Origin of the sequence: Brevibacterium renqingii, from assembly GCF_017808095.1 — a bacterium.
Taxonomy (GTDB): Bacteria; Actinomycetota; Actinomycetes; order Actinomycetales; family Brevibacteriaceae; genus Brevibacterium; species Brevibacterium renqingii.
Genome location: NZ_JADBHG010000007.1, coordinates 1 through 26,698 on the forward strand (window position 1 = coordinate 1; position 26,698 = coordinate 26,698).

The following is a 26,698-nucleotide window of genomic DNA, read 5'->3' on the forward strand; positions in this document are numbered from 1 at the left end:
TGGCATCACAAACTTGTTCAAACAAACACGCTATTGGATTCTCAAACCACAAACACACACCCATCACCGAAACCCGACAATCGGGTCACGTTCACTGGGGGTATCAGTTTCTGTATACACATTTCGTCTTGCGACTCGCCGTGCCAGCGGATGTCTACTCTACATGGTTCTTTCGGCTCGTGCAACCCGAAGTTCAACTTCGCTTTACCCGAATCGTCCCCGATCAGAGTGACTGCTGCCGTTCCTTGCGGCTCGGCAACCTGGACTACAGTACACATATTCTCAGCCGCATGCAAAACGACGCCGTTCGCGCCTGCGGAAAGGGCCTGTCCCCGCTGCCGGAAGAGCCCCGACCAGGGGCCTCGCAGCCATCAGGCGACCGGCTGAACGAGCTCCGGAGAGTCATTGCGAACATTGCCCACTGCCTTGCCGACCTTATGCCGTGTCACGCTCGCAGGATCGACCTGGGCCAGCGTCGCACCGAGCAGATCAGGCACATCACGACTGAGGACTCCCGGGTCGATCCAGTCATCTATCCAGTCGCGCGCGAGGAACACCGGCATCCGGTGATGAACGTCGCTGAGATGCCCGGCTGAGGCCATGGTGAGGATCGTCGTCGAAACCAGCCAGCTCCCATCCGGCTGCTTCCAGAATTCGAAGAGGCCTGCCATGAACAGAGGGTCCTTTCCGGCCGCGCTCATCATCCACGGCTGCTTCCCCTCCTCAGAGGTCTCCCATTCGTAATACCCCGCGATCGGCAGCGCGCAGCGCCGCCGTCTGATCGCCTGCCGGAACATCGGCTTCTCGAGCACGGTCTCCGATCGGGCATTGAACGCCTTGAAGCCGATCTTGACATCCTTGGCCCAGGCGGGGACCAGGCCCCATGACGCGGTCTCGAGCCGGCGATGAAGCTGCCCCTCGTCATCGAGGCGCTCGACGACGATCGGCACGAATGCTCCCGGGGGAACGTTGTATCGCGGCGCGAAGTCATAGGACACGACATCCAGCCGAAGCTCGTCGGCGAGGTCCGCCGGGTCGAGAGACATATTGAGTCGGCCGCACATGCGTCCATCTTCTCATTTCACTACACTGTCGACAATGGCGGCAGAAGAGAATACAGCGAACAGACGCGATCCGATCGAGGAGTCCCGCCGGCAATGGCTGGCTCACGGTTGGCACGAAGCGGCCGACGGCATGACCACGGTGATCTCGGTGATGAGGATCCATCAGCTCTTCCTGGCTCGGGTCGACGCCGCGCTCAAACCCTTCGCTCTCACCTTCTCCCGCTACGAAGTCCTCACCCTGCTGTCCTTCACGAGGTCCGGCACCCTGCCGATGTCGAAGATCTCCGCTCGGCTGCAGGTTCATGCGACCTCGACGACGAACTCCGTCGATCGCCTCGAAAAGGCAGGCCTCGTCGCGCGACGCAGCCACCCTGATGACCGCCGGACCACTCTTGTCGACCTCACTGAGGCCGGCCGCGAGCTCGCAGCCGCCGCGACGACCGCGCTCAATGACGAAGTCTTCTCCTCCCCCGACTTCGCCGGCACCGATCTCGGTTCGCTGCTGCCCCACCTCGAGAGCCTGCGCTCCGAGCTCGAAGATCGGAGCTGATCCGAGGGACTGTGCGGACTCGATTCCAGAGCGCCTTTCCGCCGCAAATTAGTTGGACGCCCAAGTAATTTCGACGTATCGTGGGGTCGGTCACCATATCCGCGTCCGACCACTGGAGGAATCATGTCCCGCAGCACCGCAGCTGCCCTACCCTTCGGTCTCACCGACGAACAGCAGACCGTCTCCGGAATGGTGCGCGAGTTCGCCGATACCGAAATCGCCCCGCACGCACTCGAGTGGGATGCTGAGCACCACTTCCCCGTCGACGTGATCAAGAAGACCGCCGACCTCGGGATGGGCGGCATCTACGTGAGTGAGGACGCCGGCGGGACCGGGATGGGCCGGATGGATGCGGCTCTGATCTTCGAAGCGATGTCGACGGGCTGCCCGTCCGTCGCCTCCTATATCTCCATCCACAACATGGTTGCGTGGATGATCGACAAGTTCGGAAACGACGAGCAGAAGACGAAGTACCTGCAGCCGCTGGTCTCGATGGAACACCTCGGCAGCTACTGTCTGACCGAGCCCAACGCAGGCTCCGATGCCGCAGCGCTGCGCACCTCGGCCAGAGAAGACGGTGACTCCTATGTCCTCAACGGCGTCAAGCAGTTCATCTCGGGCGCCGGCACCTCGGACACCTACCTCGTAATGGCCCGCTCCGGGCAGGAAGGCGCACGAGGAATCTCGGCCTTCATCCTCGAGAAGGACATGGAGGGACTGAGCTTCGGTCCGAACGAGCGGAAGATGGGATGGCGAGCGCAGCCCACACGTCAGGTGATCATGGAGAACGTGCGCGTGCCCAAGGAGAACCTCCTCGGCGAGCCCGGCCAGGGCTTCAAGATCGCCATGTCAGGTCTCGACGGGGGGCGTCTCAACATCGGCGCCTGCTCCCTCGGCGGCGGTCAGTCCGCACTGGAGAAAGCCGTCGAATACATGGGCGAGCGGCAGGCCTTCGGCACCGAACTCTCCGGCTTCCAGGCGCTTCGCTTCGAGGTCGCGCAGATGCAGGCCGACCTCGAGAGCGCTCGTTCCCTTCTCTGGCGGGCGGCGAACGCCTATGATGCCGGCGATCCCAACACCTCGCTCCTGTCCGCGATGGCCAAGCTCAAGGCGACCGACACCGGGTTCGAGGTCGCGAACCGGGCCCTCCAGCTGCACGGCGGCTACGGGTATCTGACAGAGTATGGAATTGAGAAGCTGGTTCGTGACCTGCGAGTCCACCAGATTCTGGAAGGCACCAACGAAATCATGCGCGTGATCATCTCGCGCAAGAGCACAGGAGTGGGCTGATATGACAGATACTTCGGCACAGCGGACGGACGACTCCGTCGTCACCTCGGTTTCCAACGGGGTGGGCCGAATCGAACTCAACAGACCGAAGCTGATCAATGCGCTCAGCCAGGAGATGGTGGGCGCCATCGATGATGCCCTGAGCGCCTGGAGCGATGACGACTCGGTCTCCCTCGTCCTCGTCACCGGTCGCGGAGAGCGCGGCCTGTGCGCGGGCGGGGACATCAAGGCGGTGTACAACGACATCGTGGCAGGCAGCGACGAGAACGCGAAGTTCTGGAATCGCGAATACAAGATGAATCACGCGATCTCCGAATTCCCCAAGCCCTATGTCGTCATCATGAACGGCATCACGATGGGCGGAGGCGTCGGCATCTCCGGCCACGGCTCACACCGCATCGTCACGGATTCGACGAAGGTCGGCATGCCCGAGACCGGGATCGGTCTGTTCCCCGATGTCGGCGGAACGCATCTGCTGGCCGATGCGCCCGGTGAGCTGGGCACCCATCTCGCGCTGACGGGCCGACCGGTCGGAGCCGGCACCGCGATCGCCCTCGGGCTCGCCGACCACTACGTTCCCGATGCGCGGATCCCCGATCTCATCTCCGATCTGACCTCCGGACAGGAGCTCGACGCCGTTCTCGGCAAGTACTCCGCAGCAGCACCGGTCGATGAGCTCGCCGAGGCGGCCGACTGGATCAACGAATGCTACGTCGGCAACAGCGCCGAGGACATCGTCGCAGCCCTCGCCGCGCACGAGGATCCCGACGCTCAGGCCACCGCCGAGCTCATCGGCTCCAAGGCCCCCACCTCGGTGAAGGTGACGCTGGCCGCCCTGCGGAAGGCCGCATCCATGTCCCTGGCCGAAGTCCTCGAACAGGACTATCGCGTCGCCGTGGCGCTGACGGAAAGACCCGATCTCAAGGAGGGCATCCGCGCTCAGGTCATCGACAAGGACCGCAATCCGCAGTGGAGCCCGGCGACCCTGGCCGATGTCAGCGACGAAACCGTCGAGTCCATCCTCACCACCGATCACGAAGAGAAGGTGTTCTCATGAGCGAATACGAAACCATCCTCACCGCCGTCGAGTCCGGCGTCGCCACGATCACCATCAATCGGCCGAAGGCGCTCAACGCGCTCAACCTGCAGGTGCTCACGGACATCACCGATGCCGCCACCGGGTTCGACGCCGATGACGAGGTCAAGGCGATCATCATCACCGGCAGCGAGAAGGCATTCGCCGCCGGGGCCGACATCAAGGAGATGTCGAGCCTGGACTTCGCCACCGCGTACAAGGCCGACTGGTTCGCCGGCTGGTCACGCCTGACCGACGTGCGCAAGCCGGTCATCACCGCCGTCGGCGGCTTCGCGCTCGGCGGCGGCTGCGAGCTCGCGATGATGGGCGATATCCTCATCGCCTCGACGAAGGCGAAGTTCGGCCAGCCGGAGATCAACCTCGGCGTGCTGCCGGGCATGGGCGGATCGCAGCGGCTGACCCGGGCCATCGGAAAGGCGAAGTCCATGGACATGTGCCTGACCGGTCGGATGATGGACGCCGAGGAGGCCGAGCGTTCCGGCCTCGTCGCCCGCGTGGTCGAACCCGAGCAGCTGCTCGAGACGGCCACCGAGATCGCCCGGACGATCGCAGGCAAGTCCCGGGTCGCCTCGGCGATGGTCAAGGAAGCGGTGAATACCGCGTTCGAGACGACTCTCGAACAGGGGCTGCGCTACGAACGCCGCCTCTTCCACTCCTCGCTGGCCACGAACGACCAGTCCGAGGGCATGGCCGCCTTCGTCGAGAAGAGGGATCCGAACTTCACGGACTCCTGATCTCGCTCTCAGCTCGATCCACGGCGCAGGCCCCTCTTCGGGTCTGCGCCGTGTTCGTCTCAGGCCCGCTCTCGACCGCGCCCTGATCCGGGCATCGAGCGGTCTCTGCTGGCGCAGGCCTCGGCGCGGACGATCTTCGGCGGACACCGAACATGCGGATGTGGCGGATATCGCATTTAACAATCGTTCAGTTAAAGTGGGGACATGCATTCATCTACTCAAGCAGGCATCGTGTCCTCTCTCACCGATCTGTCCTCCCAGCTGCGACTGCCCGTCTTCGGCTCCCCGATGTTCATCGCCTCCGGCCCCGAGCTCGTCAAGGCTCAGTGCCAGGCGGGAATCGTCGGTGCCTTCCCCACCCTCAATGCGCGACCGGCATCGCTGCTGGCGGATTGGCTCGACGAGATCACCGAGTCGAACGCCGCTTTCAATTCGGCCAACCCTGATCGGCCGGCCGCTCCCTTCGCGGTCAACCTCATCGTCCACCGTTCGAACAACCGACTCGAAGCCGACCTCGCCGAGGTCGTCCGCCATGAGGTTCCGATCGTCATCACCTCCCTGGGCGCCCGCGAGGAGGTCAACGAGGCCGTCCATTCCTACGGCGGCGTCGTCCTCCACGATGTCATCAACAACCGCTTCGCCCACAAGGCCGTCGAGAAGGGCGCCGACGGTGTCATCGCCGTAGCCGCAGGCGCAGGCGGGCACGCCGGTGCACAGTCTCCGTTCGCCCTCGTGCAGGAGATCCGGTCGTGGTTCGACGGTCCTCTGCTGCTCTCCGGTGCCATCGCCCACGGTCGGTCGATTCTCGCGGCGCTGGCGGCGGGCGCGGACTTCGCATATATCGGATCGGCGTTCCTGTCCACGCCCGAGGCGAATGTCGTCGAAGACTATCGGAAGATGATCGTCGAATCAGGGGCCGATGACGTCGTCTACTCGAACTACTTCACCGGGGTCAAAGGCAACTACCTGCGCGGTTCGATCGTCGCTTCCGGTCTCGATCCGGACAACCTGCCCGAGGCCGATCCGACGAAGATGGACTTCGGCACTGACCCGGACTCGGAGGCGAAGGCCTGGCGCGACATCTGGGGCTCCGGGCAGGGCATCGGCGCTCTGGGCATGCAGCAGACGACGGCCGAACTCGTCGGCACTTTCGCCTCTCAGTTCGAGGAGGCGAAGCAGCAGCTGCTCACGCGCCTGCGCTGAGCCTGCCTGAGAGCAGCGAGCCCGGTTCCCCAGTGTCGGGGAGCCGGGCTCGACTCGTGCCGGCGCAGTGCTCAGATGGTCGAGATGATTCCGCGTTCGGTCAGACGCGAGGCGAGCCCTGCGCCATCGGGAGCATAGATCCACGGCACACCCTGCCCCCGGCCGTGGCGCTTCGACCGGCCTCCCGCCCACACGGCCTCGCCGACGGTCAGCTGCCGGATGGCCACGGCGGCGACGTTCTCCGGATGGTTCTCGACGAACTCCCCGTAGACCTCCTCGTCCTTCTGCCCGTCGTCGCCGATGAGCAGCCACTTCATCCATGGGAACTCCCGCGACAGGCGCTCGAGAGTGTTGCGCTTGTGCTCTTTGCCCGAGCGGAAGACTCGCGTCGTCGTCGGTCCCCAATCGGTGAGCAGCAGAGGGCCCATCGGGTAGAGGTTGCGGGAGAGGAACCTCTTGATCGTCAGAGCCGAGTTCCAGGCTCCGGTCGACAGGTAGATCATCGGCGTCGACGGTCGCATGAAGGTGATCCGGTCGTAGAGGACGGCCATGCCCGCCACCGGGGATCTGGCATGCTCGCTGAGCACGAATGTGTTCCACGCGGCCAGGAACGGTCGGGGCAGCGAGGTGACCATGACCGTGTCGTCGATATCGGAGATGATGCCGAATGTCGAGTCCTCGCCGATGATGCGCACCGCTGCGGAGTCGACGAGGGACCCATCGGTCCACAGCTCGATCTCCGTCTCCCCCGGTTCGAAATCGCCCGGAATGACGGTGTCGATGATGCCGCCGCGGTCCGAGGTGACCATGTGCTCTTCGTCGTTGACTCGCACCCACGCGGTGTCATTGGGCAGCGGAACGCTGACGAAGGACTTCCATCCGCGGATGCTCGCGTGGACGTCCGCGGCCGGCTGCCCGCTGGGGGTGAGCACCAGGCGACCGAGCACACGCACCCATCCGGTGCCGCCGTAGGTGTCGTAGGCGATGACCGTACGCTGATAGCTGTGGTCGGTGGCCCGGTTCTGGATCCACTCGTTGAACCGGTCCTCCACCCGCGCAGCGGTGTGGAGCATGTCCGGCGTGAGATTGAGCGGGCCCTCCTCGGGCTTCTTCCTCGCCACGATCAGATGAAGCCGATCTTGTCGTAGACCTCACGCAGAGTCGCCTCCGCGATCTCGCTGGCCTTGGCGGCTCCGCGATCGAGGATGGCCTGCAGCTCGGCCCGGTCCTCGAGCAGCTCCAGAACGCGCTCCCGCACGGGAGTGAGAGTCTCGACGGCCACCTCGGCGAGGTCGACCTTGAGGTGCCCGTACATCTTGCCCTCGTATTCGGCGACGATGTCGTCGACGGATCGGGAGGTCAGCGAGGAATAGATCGTCAGCAGGTTCGACACGCCGGGCTTGGCCTCGGGGTCGAAGGCGATCTCGGTGCCGTCATCGGTCACGGCGGATTTGATCTTCTTCGTCAGTGACTTCGCATCGTCGAGGATATCGATGCGGCCCTGGGGGCTCGGCTGCGACTTCGACATCTTCGCGCCTGGGTTCTGCAGATCGAAGATCTTCGCGGTGGCCTTGAGGATCTGCGCCTCGGGGACGACGAAGGTCTTCCCGAAACGGTAGTTGAAGCGTTCCGCGAGGTTGCGGGTCAGTTCGAGGTGCTGCCGCTGGTCCTCGCCGACCGGGACGAGCTGCGGGTTGTACAGCAGGATGTCGGCGGCCATGAGCGCCGGATAGGTGAGCAGACCCAAGGACACATGCTGCTGTTTGGCCGACTTGTCCTTGAACTGCGTCATCCTGCTCGCCTCACCCATCGAGGTGGTGCATTCGAGCACCCAGGACAGCTGCGGGTGGGCAGGCACTTGGGACTGGACGAAGATCGTCGACTTCTCCGGGTCGAGACCGGCGGCGATGAACTGGGCGGCGGTGCGCAGCGTCCGCTCCCGCAGCTCGGCAGGATCCTGTTCGACGGTGATCGCGTGCATGTTCGCGATGAAGTAGAAGGCGTCGTGCGAATCCTGATGCGTCACGAACTGCTGCAGTGCCCCGATGTAGTTGCCGAGATGGAGAGAATCGGAGGTGGCTTGGATACCGGAGACCGTGCGAGGCAGTGAAGAGATCGTCATAGTCCTATGATGCCATCTTCGTCTCCCCTGCCCGACGTTCGGTCCTCGTCCGAACCGGGATGCCCGCCCACGTGTTCGAGGGCACGGAACGGAACGAGCGAGCGGTACAGTGACCTTGCCGATCACATGACTCGCCACGGCATACCCCATTTCGCGGCCGAACATCGAGCTGCAGCCCTCGATGGGACGGCAGCCGGGCCCGCCTGATCGGCTGCGGGGGAATGCTCGTCACTCCAGTTCGCCTCGCCTCAGGCCGCGGTGGCCGGGAGTTCGTAATCGATGACCAGCGGCGCATGGTCGGACCACCGTTCGCCCCAGCTGTCTGCTCTGTCCACGCTTGCCTTGACCGCAGATTCCGCGAGCGCCGGTGTGGCCATGTGGTAGTCGATGCGCCAGCCTGTGTCGTTGTCGAAGGCCTTCCCACGCATCGACCACCAGGTGTAGGGCCCGTCGACGTCACCGCTGAGCTTCCGATGGACGTCGACATAGCCGACCTCGCCGAAGAAGCCGTCGAAGTAGGCACGTTCCTCAGGCAGGAAACCTGCCTTCTTCCGGTTGGCCTTCCAGTTCTTCAGATCCCGTTCGGTGTGGCAGACGTTGAGATCACCGGTGATGAGTACGTGGTCGGCCCTCTCCGCCAGCTGCGGCATCCGGACGGTCATGCGGTCGAGGAACCGATACTTGTCGTCCTGTTTCGGGGTGTCGACCTCGCCGGAGTGCACATAGGCGGAGACGAGCGTGAGCAGAGATCCGTCACCGAGTCGGTAGTCCGTCTCCAGCCATCGTCCGGCCCGGTCGAAGTAGCCGTCGTCCCCGAGTCCTTCCCGCTTCGACTCCGGTTCGGACCGCGCCATCACGGCCACTCCCGCGCGCCCCTTCGCCTCCGCGTCATGGCTGACCGTGGTGTACCCGGTGTCCTCGAGGACACCGAGGGCGACGTCGTTGGCGGCACGCACTTCCTGCAGAGTGATGAAGTCCGGTTTCGCGGCATCGACCCAGGTGGGCATCCCCTTCCTCCATGCTGCGCGGACTCCGTTGACGTTGACTGAAGCAATCCGAATCATGTGATCTATCATGACATGTGCGCGCTACTCTTCCGGGGCGGGGCGTTATAGAGTGAGGGAAAGAACGAATACATCAGGAGGCGCAATGGCCGTTGACGAAACTTTCGAGACCGAGCAGCTGAGCATCAGTCCGCTCGATGAAGTCGACGCCCGTGAGATGCGAGAGTTCCTGCTGGGAGCACAGGAGAATTTCTGGGGAGACCGGGACCTCAGCGGGGACCACGATGCCTATTGGTTCCGGCAGTTCGTGACCTCCGGCCTGGTCGCCCGCTACCGCTCGGAGATCGTCGGCTACCTGCTGGGCGTCATTCCGCACGACGGACCCGCTTATATCCATCTGGTCGCCGCCCGCACCGATTACCGGCATCGGGGAATCGGCCGTCACCTCTATCAGCACTTCATCGACCGCGCTCGTGAGCTCGGAGTGGCGTCGGTGCAGGCGACGACGAAGCCCGAGTCCTCCGGCGCGATCTCGTTCCACTCCTCGCTGGGGTTCAACGGCGAGCTCATCGAGGACTACGCAGGGTCGAACAACCCGAGAGTGTTCTTCGAACTCAAACTGGCCGAGGAGTGATCAAGGCCGACGCCCCGCCCCCGCAATGAGTTGGGCCCCGAACATCAGTTCGGGGCCCAACTCATTCATGGACTTAGTGGATGCGGTCCGCACGATGGAGACCACGAGCGTTTCAGACGTCTGCGACAGCTCGCTGTGCGGTATCGACGACGTTCTTCAGCAGCAGGGCTCGGGTCATCGGACCCACGCCGCCCGGATTCGGAGACACCCAGGCAGCCACCTCGGCGACGCCGGAATCGACATCGCCGACGATCTTCGACTTGCCCGTCTCGGGATCGGTCTCACGAGAGACTCCCACATCGAGGACGATCGCTCCGGGCTTGACGGACTCGGCCTTGACGATCCGGGCGGAGCCGGCGGCCGCGACGATGACATCGGCCTGAGCCAGCAGTTCGTCGAGGTTCCGGGTCCCGGTATGGGTCAGCGTCACCGTGGCATTGTGCTCACGCCGCGTCAGCAGGGCGCCGATGGATCGGCCGACGGTGACTCCGCGGCCGATGACGACGACGTGTTTGCCGTTCAGCTCGATCCCGTTGCGCGTCATCAGCTCGATCACACCGCGCGGGGTGCACGGCAGCGGTGTGGTGATCTCGGAGCTGACGTTGAGCATGAGCCGACCGAGGTTCGTCGGGTGCAGACCGTCGGCGTCCTTGGCCGGGTCGATGGCCTCGAGGATGGTGTCGGTGTCGATGTGCGCAGGCAGCGGCAGCTGCACGATGTAACCGGTGCAGGCAGGATCGTTGTTGAGCTCGTCGATGACGGCCAACAGCTCGTCCTGTGTCACTGTCTCCGGCAGGTCGCGGCGGATCGAGTGGATGCCGACCTCGGCGCAGTCGCGGTGCTTGCCGGCGACGTACCACTTCGACCCGGGGTCCTCCCCCACCAGGACGGTGCCGAGGCCGGGAACGATCCCGGTCTTCCCCAGCTTCTCCACCGCCTCGGTGAGTTCCGACTTGATCTGCTTGGCGCAGGCCCTGCCGTCGAGGATCTGTGCACTCATCAGTACTGTTCCAGTCCCTCGTAGAGCGGGAAGTCATCACTGAGCCTCTGCACCCGGGCGGCGAGAGCCTCGACGTCAGCCCCGGGCTTGAGCGCCTCGGCGATGACGTCGGCGACCTCGGTGAATTCCTTGTCGCCGAAGCCACGGGTGGCCAGGGCCGGGGTGCCGATGCGCAGACCCGAGGTCACCATCGGCGGGCGGGGGTCGAACGGGACGGCATTGCGGTTGACCGTGATCCCGACCTCGTGCAGGAGATCCTCGGCCTGCTGCCCGTCGAGGGCGGAGTTGCGCAGGTCGACGAGCACCAGATGCACATCCGTGCCGCCGGTGAGCACGGTGGCTCCGGCTTGGGCCACGTCGTCGGCGAGCAGGCGCTCAGCGAGGATCTGGGCACCGCGCACTGTCCTCTCCTGCCGTTCCTTGAACTCTGCCGCGGCAGCGAGCTTGAAGGCCACGGCCTTGGCCGCCACGACGTGCATGAGCGGTCCGCCCTGCTGGCCCGGGAAGACAGCGGAGTTGAGCTTCTTCGCGAATTCCTCCTTGCCGAGGATGAACCCGGAACGCGGACCGCCGATCGTCTTGTGGACCGTGGAGGACACGACATCGGCGAAGGGGACCGGGTTCGGGTGGAGATCGGCGGCGACGAGACCGGCGAAGTGGGCCATATCGACCCACAGCTTCGCATCCACCTCGTCGGCGATATTCCGGAAGGCCTGGAAATCCAGCTGACGGGGGTAGGCCGACCAGCCGGCGACGATGACCTGCGGACGGTGCTCGAGCGCCTTCTCACGCACCTTGTCCATGTCGATGCGGTAGGTGTCGGGGTCGACCTCGTAGGAGGCCACGTCGTAGAGGCGTCCGGAGAAGTTGATCTTCATGCCGTGGGTGAGGTGCCCGCCATGGGCCAAGGAGAGCCCGAGCAGCTTGTCTCCATGCCGAGCGAGTGCGTGCATGACCGCCGCATTCGCCGATGCGCCGGAGTGCGGCTGAACATTGGCGTATTCGGCGCCGAAGAGGCTCTTGGCCCGCTCGATCGCGAGGTTCTCGGCGACATCGACGTATTCGCACCCGCCGTAGTAGCGCTTGCCGGGGTAGCCCTCGGCATACTTGTTCGTCAGCACCGAACCCTGTGCTTCCAGCACGGCGCGGGGGACGAAGTTCTCCGAGGCGATCATCTCGAGAGTCGAACGCTGGCGGCCCAACTCGAGGTCGAGGACCTCGGCGATCTGGGGATCGATGTCTGCAAGCGAGGCCTGCATCGAGTTTTCGGTCATGAGTACTCTCCTGTGGCATCCGATGTGGTGAGTGGAACAGCGAGATCAGCCGCCGCGAACACCCGCAGACCATGCTAACAGCGAACGTCGCGAGCACCGCGGGCCGACCGCCATCCGGATGACGGCACCGGATTCTTGCCGATGGACTCCAAAGGCTAGGATCGAGCCCATGAGCAGAGAATGGATCCTGAGAGTCACCTGTCCCGACTCGACCGGCATCGTCCATGCCGTGACGGGAGTGCTCGCAGGCCTCGGCGGCAATATCACCGAATCGCAGCAGTTCTCCTCCCCCGATTCCCGCCAGTTCTTCCTCCGTCTGCAGTTCTCCACTTCCGCAGAGGTCTCCGCCGAGACGCTCGAAGCCGAACTCGCCGAGGCGGCCGACCGCTTCGCGATGACCGTGAGTCTGCAACCGGTGGAGAAGAGAACTCGCACGCTCATCCTCGTGTCCAAAGCCGCACACTGCCTCAACACCCTGCTCTTCCAGCATTCCTCCGGCCAGCTGCCCATCGACATCGTCGGGGTCGCCGGGAACCACGATTCGCTGAGGTCTCTGGCCGAATTCCACGGTCACGCCTTCCACCACATCCCAATCACACCAGACACGAAGCCCATCGCCGAGGCGAAGCTGTCCTCCCTCGTCGATGAGCTCGACGTCGAACTCATCGTGCTGGCCCGCTATATGCAGATCCTCTCCCCCGATCTCTGTGACCGGCTCGAAGGCAGAGTCATCAACATCCACCATTCCTTCCTGCCCAGCTTCAAGGGAGCCAAGCCTTATCACCAGGCGCACGCACGAGGTGTGAAGATCATCGGCGCCACCGCGCACTATGTCACTGGCGATCTCGACGAAGGTCCGATCATCGAACAGGACGTCGCACGCGTCGACCACAACCGAGCGATCGCGGACTTCGTCCAGCGCGGTCAGGACGTCGAGGCGGCTGTCCTCGCACGGGCCGTGGCCTGGCACGCGGAGGGACGGGTGCTCATGGACGGGCACCGCACAGTCGTCTTCAACTGAGCTTGGCCGCCGCGCGCAGTCACCCAGGGAATTCACACCCGGGATCACTTCTGCTGTAAAGTCGCGACGGCCTATTGAAGGAGCTGAGCTCGAATGATGGAAACCACTTTCCGGACAATCGCGATCGTCCTGTATTTCATCGGGATGCTGGCCATCGGTTGGTTCGCCTATCGCAAGACGAAGAACAGCCTCGACGACTACATGCTCGCCGGCCGGGGTCTGCGCCCGAGTGTGGCGGCTCTCAGCGCGGGCGCCTCGGACATGTCGGGGTGGCTTCTCATGGGCCTGCCCGGAGCGATCTACCTCTCCGGCCTCATCGAAGCGTGGATCGCCATCGGCCTCACGGCCGGCGCCTGGGTCAATTGGAAGTTCGTGGCCCCGCGCCTGCGGGCCTTCACGGAGAAGGCCGGCGACTCGATCACGATTCCCAGCTTCTTCGAACAGCGCCTCAAGGACCGCTCCCGGCTGCTGCGCATCGTCTGCGGCGTCATCATCCTCGTATTCTTCACCTTCTATGTCTCCTCAGGCATGGTCGCCGCGGGCAAATTCTTCGAATCGAGCTTCGGACTCAACTACCTCGGGGGAATGCTGCTCGTCGCGGCCATCACCATGGTGTACACGCTCTTCGGCGGATTCCTCGGCGCGACGCTGACCGATGTCGCCCAAGGTCTGCTCATGTTCGCCGCCCTCGTCGCCGTGCCCATCGTCGCGGTCATCAACGCCGGCGGCCCCTCAACCGTGCTCAGCAACGTCTCGCAGATCGATCCCGGACTGCTCAGCCTCCTCGGCAGCGAACCGTTCTGGGCCAGCGGCGCGTACTTCACAGTGATCTCATCCCTGGCGTGGGGCTTGGGATACTTCGGCCAGCCCCACATCATCGTGCGCTTCATGGCTCTGCGGACCCCAGCCGATGCCAAGGTCGCCCGACGGATCGGCGTCGGCTGGATGGGCATCTCCGCGCTCGGCGCTGTCGCCACCGCGATCGTGGGCATCTCCTACTTCTCCCAGCACGCGGGAATGGAACCGGCCGATGCCGAGACCGTCTTCCTCGATCTCGCCCAGATCCTGTTCCACCCGTTCATCGCGGGCCTCGTGCTAGCCGCGGTGCTGGCCGCGATCATGTCGACGATCTCCTCCCAGCTCGTCGTCACGTCCTCGGCGCTCATCGAGGACCTGTTCAAGATCGTCGCTCTGCGCGCCGGATCCAAGCGCACCCTGCAGGACAGGACGTATGTGCTGCTCGGCCGCCTCGGCGTGCTGGTCATCGCCATCATCGCGGTGATGCTGGCGATCTCTCCGTCCAACAGCATCCTCGATCTCGTGGCGTTCGCCTGGGCAGGATTCGGCGCATCCTTCGGGCCGATCGTGCTGCTCACCCTGTTCTGGAAGCGCCTGAGCAATTGGGGTGCGCTGTGCGGACTCCTCTCCGGTGCCGTCGTGGCGTTCGTCTGGGGCCAAGTGAGCATTCCGATGACGGACAAGATCTATGAGATCATCCCCGGCTTCGCCGTCAACCTCATCGTGGCGGTCGTCGTCAGCCGCTTCACCTACAAACATGACGATGAGGCCGACAGGGAGTTCGACGAATCGGTCGCCCTCTCCCGCGTGCAGTAGCCGCAGGCGAGCCGGTCCCCGAACGGTGACCGGCTCGGTCTGCGGTGGCCCCTGACCGGCGACGAACCTGCGACGGGCACGTCGGCTGTCAGCTGTCCGGTCCACAGGAATGGCCGGAGCCCTTGCGCTCCGGCCATTCGTCTGTCCGCCCCACATGCACGTTGGCGCTCAGCGCGTGAATACACCTCAGGCGGGCACCCGGAGTGGGTGCCCGCCTGAGGTGTTCGGCCGTCCGCTCCCTCAGTCGAGGCGAACAGGCCGAGGAGCTTACTTGTCCTCGGCAGCCTCGGTGGACTCTTCTGCGGTCTCGGCAGAGGTCTCGTCGGAGGCCTCTGCGGAAACCTCGTCGGTCTCGACCGGAGCCTCTTCCTCGGCAGGTGCGGCCGCTGCGGTCGCCTGCTCGGCTTCCTTCACGGTTGCCTGCTTCGGCGAGTAGGGCTCGAGGACCAGTTCGATGACGGCCATCGGAGCGTTGTCCCCGGGACGAGGGCCGATCTTGGTGATACGGGTGTAACCACCGGGACGCTCCGCCATGGTCTCGGCGATCGAGGTGAAGAGCTCGTGCACGACCGACTTGTCGGAGATCTGAGCGAGCACGCGACGACGTGCGGCCAGATCACCCTTCTTGGCGTTCGTGATCATCCGCTCGGCGACAGGGCGCAGGCGCTTGGCCTTGGTCACTGTCGTGGTGATCTGCTTGTGCTCGAACAGCTGGGCAGCCATGTTGTTGAGCATCATGCGCTCGTGTGAGGGCGATCCGCCGAGGCGGGGACCCTTGGTTGGGGTTGGCATTGTGAGTTACTCCTAGTTCTGAATCAGTACTGTTCGTCTTCGACGTAGGACTGGTCCTCATCAGCGAGACCGGACTCGAATCCGGCGGGACTGTCCTTGAGGCTCAGGCCCAGCTCATTGAGCTTCGCCTTGACCTCGTCGATCGACTTCGAACCAAAGTTGCGGATATCCATGAGGTCGGCCTCGCTGCGAGCAACGAGCTCACCGACGGTGTGGATGCCTTCGCGCTTGAGGCAGTTGTAGGAGCGCACGGTCAGGTCCAGGTCTTCGATGGCCAGCGCCAGGTCGGCGGCCAGGGCCGCGTCCACAGGCGAGGGACCGATCTCGATGCCTTCGGCTTCGACGTTGAGCTCTCGCGCCAGGCCGAAGAGCTCGACCAGGGTCTTGCCCGCAGATGCGATCGCATCGCGGGGGGTCATCGAGGGCTTCGTCTCGACGTCGAGGACCAGACGGTCGAAGTCGGTGCGCTGCTCGACACGAGTGGCTTCGACCTTGTAGGTGACCTTGAGAACCGGAGAGTAGATCGAATCGACCGGGATCCGGCCGATCTCTGCATCAGCGTTCTTGTTCTGGGCGCTCGAGACATATCCGCGTCCGCGTTCGATGGTCAGCTCCATATCCAGACGGCCCTCACCATTCAGCGTGGCGATGTGCAGGTCCGGATTGTGGATCTCGACTCCGGCGGGAGCAGAGACATCGGCAGCGGTCACAGTGCCAGGGCCCTGCTTGCGCAGGTAGGCGACGACCGGTTCGTCGAACTCGGAGGACACGACCAGGGACTTCAGGTTGAGGATGAATTCGGTGACATCCTCCTTGACCCCTGGCACGGTGCTGAACTCGTGGAGAACTCCGTCGATCCGGATGGAGGTGACGCTGGCACCCGGAATCGAGGACAGCAGGGTCCGCCGAAGCGAGTTGCCGAGGGTGTAGCCGAATCCGGGCTCGAGCGGTTCGATGGCGAATCGTGAGCGATTGTCGGAGACGACTTCTTCCGTGAGCGTTGGGCGCTGTGCAATGAGCACGTGGGCTTCCTTTCAGCGAACATCCGCTATATGACGTTCGCACTGCACGTCATGGCGAGAAGCCATGAAGAACGGTTCGGGTTATCTGGGAATCCGTTCTGCGACCGATGCCGGGCCGAGGCCCGCCATCCGTTGCAGTTCCACGGAAGGATCAGCCGCGGCGGCGCTTGGGGGGACGGCAGCCGTTGAACGGAACCGGGGTGACATCCTGGATGGTGCCCAGTTCCAGACCGGCGGCCTGCAGCGAACGGATCGCGGTCTCGCGCCCCGAACCCGGTCCCTTGACGAACACGTCGACCTTCTTCAGGCCGTGTTCCTGCGCTCGGCGAGCGGCCGATTCCGCAGCCATCTGCGCGGCGTAAGGGGTCGACTTGCGCGAGCCCTTGAAGCCGACCTCGCCTGAGGAGGCCCAGGAGATGACAGCACCGGTCGGATCGGTGATCGACACGATCGTGTTGTTGAAGGTTGATTTGATGTGAGCCTGGCCGGCGACGATATTCTTCTTCAGCTTGCGGCGAGGCTTGCGCACTGTAGCGGCGCGTGACTTGGGAGGCATATGTTCCTACTCCTGATCGAGGTGGTCGGCCGCAGCCGACCGGGTGAGCGAGTTACTTCTTCTTACCGGCCACGGTGCGCTTGGGGCCCTTGCGGGTACGCGCATTCGTCTTGGTCCGCTGACCGCGAACCGGCAGACCGCGGCGGTGACGCAGGCCTTCATAGCTTCCGATCTCGACCTTGCGGCGGATATCGGCGGCCACCTCACGACGGAGGTCACCCTCAACCTGGAATGTGCCCTCGATGTAGTCACGCAGCTGGACGAGCTCTGCGTCGCTCAAGTCCTTCACACGGGTATCAGGGCTGATTCCCGTTTCGGTCAGGGTCTGGCGCGCACGGGTGCGGCCCACACCATAGATGTAAGTCAAGGCGACTTCCACGCGCTTTTCACGCGGGATGTCGACTCCGGCAAGTCGTGCCATAGGTACTGTCTCCTGTTGTTGTTTCGGAGGTGCTGATGCAAACCTGTCCCTGGTCTCCCAAGGTCTCCGGCCCCCGACCGGAGGTATCGTCCTGCGGGTGTCCACGGAAGTTCGCACTTCCCATGGAATCGAACGCAGATGGCGAGGTTTGCGCGGGTGTGGTGCTGCTGAAGCTCCTCAGCGGAGCTTCGATCTGCTCAGAACGAGCTGCTCAACCCTGGCGCTGCTTGTGGCGCGGGTTGGAGCAGATGACGATGACCCGACCGTGGCGGCGGGTAATCTGGCAATTCTCGCAGATCTTCTTGACGCTGGGCTTAACCTTCATCGTTTTTCCTTCTTTCGGCCCTTGCCCGCATGGAGCAAGACGCGAATGATCGAAGATCCTTACTTGTAGCGGTAAACGATTCGTCCGCGCGAGAGATCGTATGGAGACAGCTCCACAATGACCCGGTCCTCGGGAAGGATGCGGATGTAATGCTGACGCATCTTTCCGGAGATATGCGCCAGCACCTTGTGCCCATTGCTCAGCTCGACCCGAAACGATGCGTTCGGCAGAGCCTCGACAACGGTGCCTTCGATCTCAATGACCCCTTCTTTTTTGGCCATATCGTTCGCTAACCTCGTATTCCCGCGAAACCTTCGCGTTCGACGTAATCGTGTATCACCGGCTCACTGTCGGTGACCCCTTGGACTGCAGACCTCGTCACCACATGAAAAGAAGTGGATGGCAGAAGCCGCCCACATCTGAAAAAGGGTGAGTTGAGTGAGAACAGACCAATCATCAACCTTACACTACGGACGAAGAATCTTCCACATGGTGCTCGCTTCCCGGGGTGAAGTCGCTTACAATCCACCCGCACCGCAACGGTCGGCTGTGTCGCCCGCGGTCCGGGCCGTCGCACATGAACGCCGAAGACGCTGACACCCCAGCGCGGATGCCGCGACTGCTAGCGTGAGAGCAGCGTCTCCCCTCCTGCCGGGAGATGGGGTCGTCGACCGCGATCCGTCGAAATGATCAGCAGAGGAGAATGAGGATGTCCGAACTCGACGCCATCACCGAAGAGTCTCTCGTCACCAAGGGCGGGCGCAAGTGGTCGACCTTCCCCGGCTCGATCGGAGCCTTCATCGCGGAGATGGACTTCGGCGTGGCCCCAGCGGTCCGTCAGGCGATGCGAGAACTCGATGAGCACGACCTCTACGGTTATGCGCCCCACGCTCTGACAGCCGAGCTGAGGACTGCGACTGCCGACTTCTACGCAGATCGCTTCGGCTGGCGGATTCCGGACGACCACATCCAACCGGCCAGCGATGTCATCGCGGCCTTCCTGGGCGTGCTCACCCATCTCACACCAGCCGGGACGCCGATCGTCCTGCCCACCCCCGCATACATGCCGTTCTTCGACGTCGCGAGGACCACCGGTCGCGAACTCATCGAGGTGCCGATGCGGCGTACCGAGACCGGCTGGTCGTTGGATCTCGATGGGATCGCCGCCGCCCTCGTGCCCGGCGCCACGCTCGTCCTGTGCAATCCCCACAATCCGATCGGCAAGGTCTACTCCGAAGCCGAGCTGCTCGCCCTCGCCGACGTGGTCGAGGACGCAGGTGCCCGAGTGTTCTCCGACGAGATCCACGCTCCCGTCGTCTACGGTCCCGCCCGACACATCCCGTACGCCGCACTCACCGAGGCGACCGCCGCCCACACGGCCACCGCGACAGCGGCGTCGAAGGCCTTCAACATCCCGGGGCTCAAATGCGCCCAGCTCATCCTCACCGCACCCGACGATCGCGACCTCTGGACACAGAAGGGGCAGTTCGTCTCCGGCGCCGCGTCCAATCCCGGCATCCTTGCCACCACCGCCGCCTACACCCGTTCACGTGACTGGCTCACCGAGATCAACGGCTACCTCAAGGGCAACCGTGATCTGTTCACCGACCTCGTCGCGGACATGCTGCCCAAAGCAGTCTTTCTCCCACCGGAGGGCACCTATCTGGCCTGGCTGGATCTGCGCGGCTACGGTCTCGAATCGGGTCTGGCGGACCACATCAACTCCCGCGCCGAGGTGGCCGTGACCGAGGGTCGGCTGTGCGGTGAGGTCGGCGCTGGGCACATCCGATTCAACTTCGCGCTCCCCCGCCCCCTGCTCATCGAGGCAGTCGACCGGATCGCACGGATCCTCTGAAGGGATCGGAGGCACTGCCCCGGCGTGCGCGGACGTGTCCTCCCCTCCGTTCTTCGGGCTCAGCCCGCCGGCGGCACCGGCGTGATCCCGAAGGGCGACAGCCCGGCCGCTCCCCCATCCTCTGCGGTCAGCACCCAGACGCCGTCCACGTGGCGAGCCACACTGTGTTCCCAATGGCTCGCCCGCGAACCGTCGGCGGTGACCGCGGTCCAGTCATCATCGAGAGTGACCGTCTCACCACCGCCTCGAGTGAGCATCGGTTCGATTGCCAGGCACATGCCCGCCTTGATCTTCGGACCATTGGATCGTGCACGGTAGTTGAGCACCTCGGGTGCCATGTGCATGGCCGTGCCGATCCCGTGACCGGTGAATTCCTCGACCAGTCCCAGATGCGGAAAGCGTTCGGTCACGAAATCATCGATCGCGTCTCCGATGTCGCTCACTCGAGTTCCGATGGCGAATGACGCGATGCCGGCCCACATGGCCTGCTCAGTGGCTGCGGACAGTTCACGGTCGGCCGCGCTGCCGGCATCGTCGCCGCCCACGATCATCGTCAGCGCAGAGTCGCCGTGGAACCCTTCGACGATGGCACCGCCGTCGATCGAGACGAGGTCGCCGGCTTCGAGCGTTCGGGGGCCGGGGATCCCGTGGACGATCTCCTCGTTCACCGAGATGCACACGACGGCCGGAAATCCCTGGTATCCCTTGAAGTTCGACCGAGCGCCGGCCGCGACGATGACGTGCTCTGCGGCTGCGGCCACCTCGGCGGTGGTGGCTCCTGGAACCGCCGCGGACCGGGCCGCTGCAAGCACTTGACGTGTCAGCTGCCCGGCCCGATGCATGACCTGAAGCTCGGCGGGAGTCTTCAGCTCGATCCGTGGTCCGAAGATCATCGAATGGCGGCGAGGATGCGCTCGGTGATGTCGTTGACTTCGCCGAGACCATCGACCTGGTGCAGCAGTCCGCGCCTGCGGTAGATATCGGTCAGAGGCTGGGTCTGCTCCTCGTAGACGTCGAGGCGGTGACGGATGACGTCTTCGCTGTCGTCGCTGCGCCCTTCTGTCTGTGCGCGGGTGAGCAGACGGGCGACGACTTCGTCGGTATCGGCTGTGAGTTCGACGACGTGTTCGATGGCCTTGCCTTCGGCCGCGAGCATGCGATCGAGCTCTTCGACCTGAGCACTGGTGCGCGGGTAGCCGTCGAGGAGGAAACCCTCTGCAGCGTCATCCTGGGCCAGACGGTCGGCGACCATCGAGTTGGTCACCTCGTCGGGCACGTATTCGCCGGCGTCCATGTAGCGCTTGGCGAGCCTGCCGAGTTCGGTCTCACCCTTGACGTTCGACCGGAAGATGTCTCCCGTGGAGATCGCCGGAACGCCGAGTGCCTCGGACAGACGGGCGGCCTGGGTGCCCTTGCCTGCCCCGGGCGGGCCGATCAGGATGATGCGTGAGCTCATGAGGTGTCCTTCCAATGTTCGTCCGCTGAACGTCAGCGTCCGGTCGTGATCAGCGCAGCAGTCCCTCGTAATGGCGCTGCTGCATCTGAGCGTCGATCTGCTTGACTGTCTCCAGCCCGACACCCACGACGATCAGCAGAGAAGTTCCGCCGAACGGGAAGTTCTGATTCGCGTTGATCAGCACCAGGGCGATCAGCGGGATCAGGGCGACGAAGGCCAGGTAGAGAGAGCCGGGGAAGTTGATGCGGCTGAGCACGAAGCTCAGGTAGTCGGCGGTGGGTCGACCGGCGCGGATGCCCGGGATGAATCCGCCGTACTTCTTCATGTTGTCGGCGACCTCTTCCGGATTGAAGGTGATCGCGACGTAGAAATAGGCGAAGAAGATCGTCAGCAGCGCGTAGACCGTGATGTAGATCGGATGATCCCCGCGGGTGAAGTAGGTGTTGATCCATTCGACCCATTTGGATTCGGGGTCGAAGAACTGGGAGATCAGACTCGGCAGATAGAGCACCGAGGAGGCGAAGATGACGGGGATGACGCCGGCCATGTTCACCTTGATCGGGATGTAGGTCGAGGTGCCGCCGAACATCCGTCGGCCTACCATGCGCTTGGCGTACTGGACCGGAACGCGTCGCTGCGACTGCTCGACGAAGACCACGAGGGCGACGAGCACGAGGCCCACGGCCATGACGATGAGGAAGATGTCGACGCCCTGCTCGCGGAAGATCGCGCCCAGCGAGGAGGGGAAGGCCGAAGCGACCGAGGTGAAGATCAGCAGGGACATACCGTTGCCGACGCCGTGTTCGGTGATCTGCTCGCCCAGCCACATGATCAGGCCCGTGCCTGCGGTCAGGGTGAGCACGAGGACCGTGATCCCCCACCAGGTGTCGTTGGCGATGAGGTCCTGGCAGCCTTCGACATTGCCGAAGAGCGCACCGGAGCGGACGGTGGCGACCAGTGTCGTCGAGTTGAGCACAGCCAGGCCGATCGTCAGGTAGCGCGTGTACTGCGTGAGCTTGGCCTGACCGGAGGCGCCCTCCTTATGCAGCGATTCGAAGCGCGGGATGACCACGCGCAGCAGCTGCACGATGATGCTGGCGGTGATGTAGGGCATGATGCCGAGAGCGAAGATCGACAGCTGCAGGAGCGCGCCGCCGCTGAAGAGGTTGATCATCGCGAATCCGCCCTCGTTGAGCTGAGGCGAAGCCACGCATTCCTGCACCTGGGTGTAATCGATGCCGGGGGAAGGAATGAACGAGCCGAGTCGGAAGATGACGAGAATGCCCAGGGTGAAGAGGAGTTTGTTCCTCAGGTCGGGCGTTCTGAAGGCCCTCCGGATTGCGCCGATCAAGCGTCCTCCTCGTTGGGGGATGGAAAGTCAGAGTCGTGGTCGCGACCTGGCGAATGAGACAAATACCTGCAAAAGACTATCAGGGTGAGGCCCCAAGGCCGAAACCGGTGAGCCCCGGTGGCGGCTGACGTTCATTCCCCTGATCGAGCATGCAGAAGGGGGCGGTCACCGCAGTGACCGCCCCCTCGAACCGTAGCCTGGGACCCGCAGTGCGGGAACTGATCAGGCTTCGGTGGCGCTTCCGCCTGCAGCCTTGATCTTCTCGGCTGCCGAGCCGGAGAACTTGTCTGCAGTGATGTTCAGGGCCACGGTGATCTCACCGGTGCCGAGAACCTTGACGGGCTGCTTCGCACGCACAGCACCCTTGGCCACGAGATCGGCGACAGTGACGTCTCCGCCCTCGGGGAACAGGGTGGACAGCTTGTCCAGGTTGACGACCTGGAACGTCACCTTGGCCGGGTTCTTGAACCCACGCAGCTTCGGCAGACGCATGTGCATCGGAGTCTGGCCGCCCTCGAAGCCGTGCGGAACCTGGTAACGGGCCTTCGTGCCCTTGGTTCCGCGACCGGCTGTCTTGCCCTTCGAAGCCTCACCACGACCGACACGGGTCTTGGCGGTCTTGGCTCCTGGGGCCGGACGGAGATCGTGCAGCTTCAGCGAGTCGTTGTTCGACATATCAATCGACCTCTTCCACAGTCACGAGGTGACGCACGGTATTGATCATTCCCCGGATCTCGGGACGATCATCCTGCACCACAACGTCGTTGATCCGCTTGAGACCGAGCGAACGCAGCGTGTCGCGCTGGCTCTGACGGCCCCCGATGGCGGACTTGCGCTGAGTAACCTTGAGCTTTGCCATCAGGACTTCGCCCCACTTTCAGCAGCTGCTCGCAGCAATGCATGCGGAGCAACCTCGTCGACGGGAAGGCCGCGGCGAGCCGCAACTTCCTCGGGACGTTCGAGGTTCTTCAGCGCAGTGATCGCAGCGTGCACGATGTTGATTGCGTTCGACGAACCGAGCGACTTCGACAGGATGTCCTGGACACCCGCAGCGTCGAGGACCGCGCGGACCGGTCCGCCGGCGATGACACCCGTACCGGGAGCGGCCGGACGCAGCAGGACGACGCCTGCGGCTTCCTCGCCCTGGACCGGGTGCGGGATGGTCTTCTGGATGCGCGGAACACGGAAGAAGTTCTTCTTCGCTTCCTCGACACCCTTGGCGATGGCGGCAGGAACTTCCTTCGCCTTGCCGTATCCCATGCCGACCATGCCGTCGCCGTCTCCGACCACGACCAGAGCCGTGAAGGAGAAACGACGTCCGCCCTTGACGACCTTCGACACGCGGTTGATCGTCACGACATGTTCGATGAACTGGTTCTTGTCGTCACGGTCGCCGCGACCGCCGCGACCACGGCCTTCGCCGCGTCCGCGGCCCTGGCCGCTCTGACCACCCTGGCCGCGGCCACGGGAGGAGCGATCGCTGCTGTTGTCGTTGCGGGTCTCAGCAGTCGCCTGCTGTTCCTTGTTCTCTTCAGTGCTCATAGGGCCAATCCTCCTTCACGGGCACCTTCGGCGATTGCCTGCACACGGCCGTGGTAGGCATTGCCGCCACGGTCGAAGACGACGGCTTCGATACCGGCGTCCTTGGAGCGCTGGGCCACCAGCTCGCCCACTTTGCGGGCCTTGCCGGTCTTGTCGCCTTCGAATGTCCGCAGATCGGCTTCCATGGTGGAAGCCGAGACCAGGGTCTTGCCGACGGTGTCGTCGATGACCTGGACGAAGACGTGGCGCGTGGAACGAGTCACCGAGAGGCGAGGGCGCTCGGCCGTTCCGCTCACGTGCTTGCGCAGACGAGCGTGACGGCGCTTGCGAGCAGCTGCCCTGCCCTTGCCGTAGCTTTCCTTCTTGCCAAAGGCCATCTTTACTTACCAGCCTTTCCGACCTTGCGACGGACGATTTCGCCGGCATAGCGCACGCCCTTGCCCTTATAGGGCTCGGGACGGCGCAGATTCCGGATGTTGGCAGCGGTCTCACCGACCAGCTGCTTGTCGATTCCGTGAACGGCAACCTTCGTCTGGCCGTCGACGCTGAAGGAGATGCCCTCCGGCGGCTCGACGGTGATCGGGTGGCTGTAGCCGAGGGCGAATTCGAGGTTCGATCCCTTGGCCAGGACACGGTAACCGGTTCCGACGATCTCGAGGGCCTTGGAGTAGCCATCGGTCACACCGACGATCAGATTGTTGATGAGCGTGCGGGACAGTCCGTGCAGCGAGCGCGATTCGCGCTCTTCGTCCGGACGGGCCACTGTGATGACACCATCTTCGAGCGATACGGTGATCGGCTCCGGGATGGTGACGGACAGCTCACCCTTGGGTCCCTTGACGGCGACATCCTGGCCGTCGACCTTGACCTCGACGCCGCTGGGAACGGAGATCGGGTTCTTGCCAATACGTGACATCTTCTTCTCTCCTTCCTTACCAGACGTAGGCGAGGACTTCCCCACCCACACCCTTCTTGGCGGCCTGACGGTCCGTCAGGAGGCCTGACGAGGTCGACAGGATGGCGATGCCGAGTCCGCCGAGGACCTTCGGCAGGTTCGTGGACTTCGCGTAGACGCGCAGCCCCGGCTTCGACACACGGCGCAGGCCGGCGATCGAACGTTCCCGGTTGGGTCCGAACTTGAGGTCGAGGAGCAGGGTCTTGCCGACCTCGGCGTCCTCGACGCTCCAGTCGGTGATGTAGCCCTCGATCTTCAGGATCTCGGCGATGTTCGACTTGAGCTTCGAGAACGGCATGCTGACGTCCTCGTGGTAAGCCGAGTTGGCGTTGCGCAGACGCGTAAGCATGTCTGCGACTGGATCAGTCATTGTCATTTGGGCACTTGCCCTTCCTCGTTACGGTTTCCGCCCACGTACCGTGCTTGGACCTGCAACGTAGCGATTATTTTGTCTTGAACGGGAACCCGAGGTGACGCAGCAGTGCACGTCCCTCGTCGTCGGTCTCCGCAGTGGTGACGACGGTGATATCCATACCGCGGACGCGGTCGATCCGGTCCTGATCGATCTCGTGGAACATCGACTGCTCCGTGAGACCGAAGGTGTAGTTACCGTTGCCGTCGAACTGACGATCCGAGAGTCCGCGGAAGTCACGGATACGCGGCAGCGCCAGAGAGATGACGCGGTCGATGAACTCCCACATCCGTGCTCCACGCATGGTCACGTGAGCGCCGATGGGCTGACCCTCGCGCAGCTTGAACTGAGCCACGGATTTGCGAGCCCGAGTCACGACCGGCTTCTGACCGGTGATCAGAGTCAGATCGTTGATGGCACCCTCGATGAGCTTGGAATCGCGTGCTGCGTCACCCACACCCATGTTCACGACGACCTTGGTCAGTCCGGGAACCTGCATGGGGTTGGCGTAGTTGAACTCTTCCTGCAGCTTCGCGATGATCTCTTCGCGGTAAACCTGCTTGAGACGCGGTGCGGGACGGCTGGTGGTTGTTTCCGTCATCAGATCTCCTCCCCGGTGCGACGCGAGTAGCGAACCCGAACGGTCTTGGTGCGGCCGTCGCGCTCGACGCTCTCCTCGCGGTATCCGACGCGGGTCGGCTTGTTGTCCTTGGGGTCAACGAGCGCAACGTTGGATACGTGGATGGGGGCTTCGTGGGTCTCACGGCCACCAGCGGTGCCGCCGGCCTGAGTCTGCGTAGCCTTCTTATGCTTGATCACGCGGTTGACGCCCTCGACGAGAACGCGGTTGCGCTCGGGGTAGACGGCAAGAACCTTGCCCTGCTTCCCACGATCGCCTCCACGCGAGGCCCGAGCGCCTGCGATCACCTGGACGAGGTCGCCCTTCTTGATCTTGAGCTTGTTCGCCATGCTCACAACACCTCCGGTGCCAGGGAGACGATCTTCATGAACTTCTTGTCGCGGAGTTCGCGTCCCACGGGCCCGAAGATGCGGGTTCCGCGCGGCTCCTCATCGTTCTTGAGAATGACAGCGGCATTCTCGTCGAACTTGATGTAAGAGCCGTCGGGACGACGGCGTTCCTTGGCGGTGCGGACGATGACGGCCTTGACGACGTCGCCCTTCTTCACGTTTCCGCCGGGGATTGCGTCCTTGACGGTGGCCACGATGGTGTCACCGATCGAGGCATAGCGCCGACCGGAACCACCCAGGATCCTGATTGCCAGGATCTGCTTGGCGCCAGTGTTGTCGGCGACTTTGAGTCGCGACTCTTGCTGAATCACTATTTTCTCCTGTCGTCGCGCTGGTTCTCACGCCGAAACATGAGCCTTGCGGAACGGATTCATTG

The 26,698-nt window shown here is 63.7% G+C and carries 33 protein-coding genes; 9 read left to right on the forward strand and 24 right to left on the reverse strand.

Features of this window, described 5'->3' with window-relative positions; genetic code table 11:
* Positions 1 to 371: 371 nt before the first annotated feature.
* Complete coding sequence (locus IIE29_RS13005) at positions 372 to 1,064, reverse strand: SOS response-associated peptidase (protein ID WP_209325738.1); 693 nt, start codon at positions 1,062 to 1,064, stop codon at positions 372 to 374.
* 34 nt (positions 1,065 to 1,098) lie between these two features.
* On the opposite strand from IIE29_RS13005, the gene IIE29_RS13010 reads away from it, so the two are divergent.
* The 5 genes from IIE29_RS13010 (at position 1,099) to IIE29_RS13030 (ending at position 5,937) form a co-directional block, all read left to right on the forward strand.
* Positions 1,099 to 1,614: a MarR family winged helix-turn-helix transcriptional regulator gene (locus tag IIE29_RS13010; RefSeq protein ID WP_209325739.1), complete on the forward strand. Its 516-nt coding sequence runs from the start codon at positions 1,099 to 1,101 to the stop codon at positions 1,612 to 1,614.
* Positions 1,615 to 1,737: 123 nt separating this feature from the next.
* Entirely contained in the window at positions 1,738 to 2,904 is a 1,167-nt protein-coding gene (locus tag IIE29_RS13015) for an acyl-CoA dehydrogenase family protein (RefSeq protein ID WP_209325740.1), read from the forward strand.
* 1 nt (position 2,905) lies between these two features.
* On the forward strand, positions 2,906 to 3,961 hold the full coding sequence (locus IIE29_RS13020; RefSeq protein WP_209325741.1) for an enoyl-CoA hydratase/isomerase family protein: 1,056 nt from the start codon (positions 2,906 to 2,908) through the stop codon (positions 3,959 to 3,961).
* Positions 3,958 to 4,734 (forward strand): enoyl-CoA hydratase, encoded by a 777-nt coding sequence (locus IIE29_RS13025; protein ID WP_209325742.1) that lies wholly within the window; start codon positions 3,958 to 3,960, stop codon positions 4,732 to 4,734. Before IIE29_RS13020 ends, IIE29_RS13025 begins: the two co-directional genes overlap by 4 nt.
* A gap of 204 nt (positions 4,735 to 4,938) precedes the next feature.
* The gene (locus IIE29_RS13030; RefSeq protein WP_209325743.1) at positions 4,939 to 5,937 is read left to right on the forward strand and encodes an NAD(P)H-dependent flavin oxidoreductase; all 999 of its coding nucleotides are present in this window, start codon (positions 4,939 to 4,941) and stop codon (positions 5,935 to 5,937) included.
* Between the two features lie 71 nt (positions 5,938 to 6,008).
* Here the strand turns inward: IIE29_RS13030 and IIE29_RS13035 are convergent, their stop codons facing one another.
* The 3 genes from IIE29_RS13035 to IIE29_RS13045 form a co-directional block, all read right to left on the reverse strand.
* Complete coding sequence (locus IIE29_RS13035; protein WP_209325744.1) at positions 6,009 to 7,058, reverse strand: App1 family protein phosphatidate phosphatase; 1,050 nt, start codon at positions 7,056 to 7,058, stop codon at positions 6,009 to 6,011.
* Between the two features lie 2 nt (positions 7,059 to 7,060).
* Entirely contained in the window at positions 7,061 to 8,059 is a 999-nt protein-coding gene (gene trpS / locus IIE29_RS13040) for a tryptophan--tRNA ligase (protein ID WP_209325745.1), read from the reverse strand.
* Positions 8,060 to 8,307: 248 nt separating this feature from the next.
* Positions 8,308 to 9,123: an exodeoxyribonuclease III gene (locus tag IIE29_RS13045; protein WP_209325746.1), complete on the reverse strand. Its 816-nt coding sequence runs from the start codon at positions 9,121 to 9,123 to the stop codon at positions 8,308 to 8,310.
* Between the two features lie 85 nt (positions 9,124 to 9,208).
* Between IIE29_RS13045 and IIE29_RS13050 the strand changes: the two genes are divergently transcribed.
* Entirely contained in the window at positions 9,209 to 9,697 is a 489-nt protein-coding gene (locus tag IIE29_RS13050) for a GNAT family N-acetyltransferase (RefSeq protein ID WP_209325747.1), read from the forward strand.
* 112 nt (positions 9,698 to 9,809) lie between these two features.
* Here the strand turns inward: IIE29_RS13050 and IIE29_RS13055 are convergent, their stop codons facing one another.
* Positions 9,810 to 10,697 (reverse strand): bifunctional methylenetetrahydrofolate dehydrogenase/methenyltetrahydrofolate cyclohydrolase, encoded by an 888-nt coding sequence (locus IIE29_RS13055; protein ID WP_209325748.1) that lies wholly within the window; start codon positions 10,695 to 10,697, stop codon positions 9,810 to 9,812.
* Positions 10,697 to 11,971: a serine hydroxymethyltransferase gene (gene glyA / locus IIE29_RS13060; RefSeq protein WP_209325749.1), complete on the reverse strand. Its 1,275-nt coding sequence runs from the start codon at positions 11,969 to 11,971 to the stop codon at positions 10,697 to 10,699. Before glyA ends, IIE29_RS13055 begins: the two co-directional genes overlap by 1 nt.
* A 169-nt stretch (positions 11,972 to 12,140) precedes the next feature.
* Here glyA and purU point away from each other — a divergent pair, with 169 nt between their 5' ends.
* Together purU and putP are read left to right on the forward strand one after the other, a co-directional pair.
* A complete protein-coding gene (gene purU, locus IIE29_RS13065) occupies positions 12,141 to 12,992 on the forward strand; it encodes a formyltetrahydrofolate deformylase (protein ID WP_209325750.1) in 852 nt (283 codons plus the stop codon).
* A gap of 93 nt (positions 12,993 to 13,085) precedes the next feature.
* On the forward strand, positions 13,086 to 14,606 hold the full coding sequence (gene putP, locus IIE29_RS13070) for a sodium/proline symporter PutP (RefSeq protein WP_209325751.1): 1,521 nt from the start codon (positions 13,086 to 13,088) through the stop codon (positions 14,604 to 14,606).
* Between the two features lie 267 nt (positions 14,607 to 14,873).
* On the opposite strand, the gene rplQ is transcribed toward putP, so the two are convergent.
* From rplQ to infA, 6 genes are all read right to left on the reverse strand, one after another.
* The gene (gene rplQ / locus IIE29_RS13075; protein WP_209325752.1) at positions 14,874 to 15,398 is read right to left on the reverse strand and encodes a 50S ribosomal protein L17; all 525 of its coding nucleotides are present in this window, start codon (positions 15,396 to 15,398) and stop codon (positions 14,874 to 14,876) included.
* Between the two features lie 23 nt (positions 15,399 to 15,421).
* Complete coding sequence (locus IIE29_RS13080; RefSeq protein WP_209325753.1) at positions 15,422 to 16,420, reverse strand: DNA-directed RNA polymerase subunit alpha; 999 nt, start codon at positions 16,418 to 16,420, stop codon at positions 15,422 to 15,424.
* 151 nt (positions 16,421 to 16,571) lie between these two features.
* Complete coding sequence (gene rpsK / locus IIE29_RS13085; RefSeq protein ID WP_209325754.1) at positions 16,572 to 16,976, reverse strand: 30S ribosomal protein S11; 405 nt, start codon at positions 16,974 to 16,976, stop codon at positions 16,572 to 16,574.
* Positions 16,977 to 17,028: 52 nt separating this feature from the next.
* Positions 17,029 to 17,397 (reverse strand): 30S ribosomal protein S13, encoded by a 369-nt coding sequence (rpsM, locus tag IIE29_RS13090; RefSeq protein WP_025777905.1) that lies wholly within the window; start codon positions 17,395 to 17,397, stop codon positions 17,029 to 17,031.
* Between the two features lie 211 nt (positions 17,398 to 17,608).
* Positions 17,609 to 17,722: a 50S ribosomal protein L36 gene (gene rpmJ, locus IIE29_RS13095; protein WP_009884960.1), complete on the reverse strand. Its 114-nt coding sequence runs from the start codon at positions 17,720 to 17,722 to the stop codon at positions 17,609 to 17,611.
* A gap of 59 nt (positions 17,723 to 17,781) precedes the next feature.
* A complete protein-coding gene (infA, locus tag IIE29_RS13100) occupies positions 17,782 to 18,003 on the reverse strand; it encodes a translation initiation factor IF-1 (RefSeq protein WP_009379245.1) in 222 nt (73 codons plus the stop codon).
* 428 nt (positions 18,004 to 18,431) lie between these two features.
* Between infA and IIE29_RS13105 the strand changes: the two genes are divergently transcribed.
* Positions 18,432 to 19,577 (forward strand): MalY/PatB family protein, encoded by a 1,146-nt coding sequence (locus tag IIE29_RS13105; protein WP_209325755.1) that lies wholly within the window; start codon positions 18,432 to 18,434, stop codon positions 19,575 to 19,577.
* 59 nt (positions 19,578 to 19,636) lie between these two features.
* Here the strand turns inward: IIE29_RS13105 and map are convergent, their stop codons facing one another.
* The 12 genes from map to rplN all read right to left on the reverse strand — a co-directional run bounded on the left by map (position 19,637) and on the right by rplN (position 26,633).
* A complete protein-coding gene (map, locus tag IIE29_RS13110; protein ID WP_209325756.1) occupies positions 19,637 to 20,470 on the reverse strand; it encodes a type I methionyl aminopeptidase in 834 nt (277 codons plus the stop codon).
* Positions 20,467 to 21,033: an adenylate kinase gene (locus IIE29_RS13115; protein WP_209325757.1), complete on the reverse strand. Its 567-nt coding sequence runs from the start codon at positions 21,031 to 21,033 to the stop codon at positions 20,467 to 20,469. The genes map and IIE29_RS13115 overlap by 4 nt, the downstream gene beginning before the upstream one ends.
* A 49-nt stretch (positions 21,034 to 21,082) precedes the next feature.
* Positions 21,083 to 22,384, reverse strand: coding sequence for a preprotein translocase subunit SecY (gene secY / locus IIE29_RS13120; protein WP_209325758.1), 1,302 nt, complete (start codon positions 22,382 to 22,384; stop codon positions 21,083 to 21,085).
* A gap of 222 nt (positions 22,385 to 22,606) precedes the next feature.
* Positions 22,607 to 23,059, reverse strand: coding sequence for a 50S ribosomal protein L15 (rplO, locus tag IIE29_RS13125; RefSeq protein ID WP_209325759.1), 453 nt, complete (start codon positions 23,057 to 23,059; stop codon positions 22,607 to 22,609).
* A 1-nt stretch (position 23,060) separates the two neighbouring features.
* Positions 23,061 to 23,243, reverse strand: coding sequence for a 50S ribosomal protein L30 (gene rpmD, locus IIE29_RS13130; RefSeq protein ID WP_209325760.1), 183 nt, complete (start codon positions 23,241 to 23,243; stop codon positions 23,061 to 23,063).
* Positions 23,243 to 23,926 (reverse strand): 30S ribosomal protein S5, encoded by a 684-nt coding sequence (rpsE, locus tag IIE29_RS13135; protein WP_216629780.1) that lies wholly within the window; start codon positions 23,924 to 23,926, stop codon positions 23,243 to 23,245. Before rpsE ends, rpmD begins: the two co-directional genes overlap by 1 nt.
* Positions 23,923 to 24,303, reverse strand: coding sequence for a 50S ribosomal protein L18 (gene rplR, locus IIE29_RS13140; protein ID WP_209325761.1), 381 nt, complete (start codon positions 24,301 to 24,303; stop codon positions 23,923 to 23,925). Before rplR ends, rpsE begins: the two co-directional genes overlap by 4 nt.
* 2 nt (positions 24,304 to 24,305) lie before the next feature.
* Positions 24,306 to 24,842, reverse strand: a complete 537-nt coding sequence (gene rplF / locus IIE29_RS13145; protein WP_209325762.1) for a 50S ribosomal protein L6 — start codon at positions 24,840 to 24,842, stop codon at positions 24,306 to 24,308.
* 16 nt (positions 24,843 to 24,858) lie between these two features.
* On the reverse strand, positions 24,859 to 25,257 hold the full coding sequence (gene rpsH, locus IIE29_RS13150; protein ID WP_209325763.1) for a 30S ribosomal protein S8: 399 nt from the start codon (positions 25,255 to 25,257) through the stop codon (positions 24,859 to 24,861).
* 67 nt (positions 25,258 to 25,324) lie between these two features.
* Positions 25,325 to 25,894: a 50S ribosomal protein L5 gene (gene rplE / locus IIE29_RS13155; RefSeq protein ID WP_209325764.1), complete on the reverse strand. Its 570-nt coding sequence runs from the start codon at positions 25,892 to 25,894 to the stop codon at positions 25,325 to 25,327.
* Positions 25,894 to 26,262, reverse strand: coding sequence for a 50S ribosomal protein L24 (gene rplX, locus IIE29_RS13160; protein ID WP_166970657.1), 369 nt, complete (start codon positions 26,260 to 26,262; stop codon positions 25,894 to 25,896). The genes rplE and rplX overlap by 1 nt, the downstream gene beginning before the upstream one ends.
* A 2-nt stretch (positions 26,263 to 26,264) precedes the next feature.
* Positions 26,265 to 26,633 carry a 50S ribosomal protein L14 gene (gene rplN / locus IIE29_RS13165; protein WP_025777921.1) on the reverse strand — a complete coding sequence of 123 codons (369 nt, stop codon included), beginning with the start codon at positions 26,631 to 26,633 and terminating at the stop codon, positions 26,265 to 26,267.
* Positions 26,634 to 26,698 lie beyond the last annotated feature (65 nt).